1 protein-coding gene is annotated in these 1,710 nt (G+C 45.1%); it reads left to right on the top strand.

The genetic code is table 11. From position 1 onward, the window contains the following. Positions 1-1,710: helicase-related protein (locus ACN6OV_RS06115; RefSeq protein ID WP_427950780.1), on the top strand; the 1,710-nt coding region annotated here is incomplete at both ends.

Genomic DNA, 1,710 nt, shown 5'->3' with positions numbered 1-1,710 from the left:
CTATCGCTTGCCGTGGGTGAAGCCAAAGCCAAAAATATTCTAGGCGGGGCATCGATTGAAACCGTAGACGATTTCTTGAGTACCTTTGCCAATACAGAATCTATTGAGGGCATGGATATTACAGGCGGCTTGCGTTCTGATGAAACCTTTACCGGGTTTAAAAACGTGGCCTTACTGAAAAATGCCTTGCATAGCATTGGTAATATTCAAACGGCGCGTGAAAATGATCTCAAAATTCCAGAACAGGAAGACGTGAAAACCAATATCGATTTAACGCCGTCAGACCGTATGGTGTTAAGCGATTTAAAACGTGCCTATGGTTTGGCCCGTCAAGCGGCGAAAGGTGGCGCAATTCAAGGCGATGCAGAGGATGCGCAATTTTTAGAGGAAATGTGTAAAAAACTGGGTGAACCCGTTGAATTGATAGCCCATCCATTTAACTTGATCATGAAAATGCAAGACCTGATCCTGATGGGTGAAGCCGCCGTGATGGAGCGCGGTTACTATATCGATTACATTTCACCAAAAGACGATACCTTGACGCAAAAGGTAGTCGATGCTTTCAATAAAAAGCCGCCTAAATTCACCACAAAACGGACCTATCCGCTGGTTGATGAAAGTGACCTGAAGATTAAAAACCGGGCGAAAAACTTTGGTGATTCTGATGAATATGAAATTACCGTTCGCGCCTATCTGGATGAAGATCAAAACCGCCTTTGCTTAACGGCCAATGATACAAAAGCTATCGCAATTTTATTTGAAATTGCCGCAAAACACGGGCTGGACCTGAAGCCTAGATTATCGGCTAAACTTCAGGCGATGATTGAAAACTTTAAGCTTGAGCAAATGAATCCGAAACATAACGGCCATGCCAAGCAAATCATTTTCTGTGACACGCTTGCCATGCACCATACGATTAAGCAAGCCTTGATTCAGTATTGCGGCATTGAAGCATCCCGGATTGCGATTTTAAACGCGGCCATTAAGCCAGACGGATCATCCGGGAAGGTAGGCACCGATGACGTGCAAGACATTCAAGACGGCTTTGCAAGCGATAAATACACCGTGGTTATTGCTAATAAAAAAGCAGATACCGGGATTGACTTGCAGCGCGGTACACAGGCCATTCACCATTTAACGACCGGATGGACCCCGGACAGCTTACAACAGCGTAACGGCCGTGGGGTGCGTCAGGGCAACCAACAGGAAAAAGTGCGTGTGTATATGTACAATGCCAATGGCACCTTTGATGAATACAAACTAAGTATTATCAATGGGAAATCAGACTGGATTTCTAAGCTGATGGACAAAGGCAGCAGCGCGGCGGGCACCCTGAAAGTTGCAGGTGAATTGTCAGATGATGATATGGATTCACTGATTCAGGCAGACAGTCAAGAAGCGATTGACGGACTGTTAAAAGCCCGAGCCGAGCGTGAAGAAAAAGCCCGTTTGGACCGTACCACAAAACAGACAGATTTGCTTTTAACCATTGCCCGCCGTTCATTCATGAAGGCACAGCGTACCCAAGCGCAAATCACTGAAGAAATGATTCTTGCTGATTTTAACAAGTACATTGCCTTGATGAAGCTGGAAAACAAAACAGCAAAAGAGGAAAAACTGACGGAATTGGAAAGCCGTAAACAGGCGATTATTCAGCAGTATGACGCCTATATCCCGAATAACACGATTGCAAACTGGAATAGCTCATTA

Origin of the sequence: Acinetobacter sp., from assembly GCF_050285345.1 — a bacterium.
In the GTDB taxonomy this organism is placed as follows: domain Bacteria; phylum Pseudomonadota; class Gammaproteobacteria; order Pseudomonadales; family Moraxellaceae; genus Acinetobacter.
This window is presented reverse-complemented; position numbering and strand designations above follow the sequence as displayed.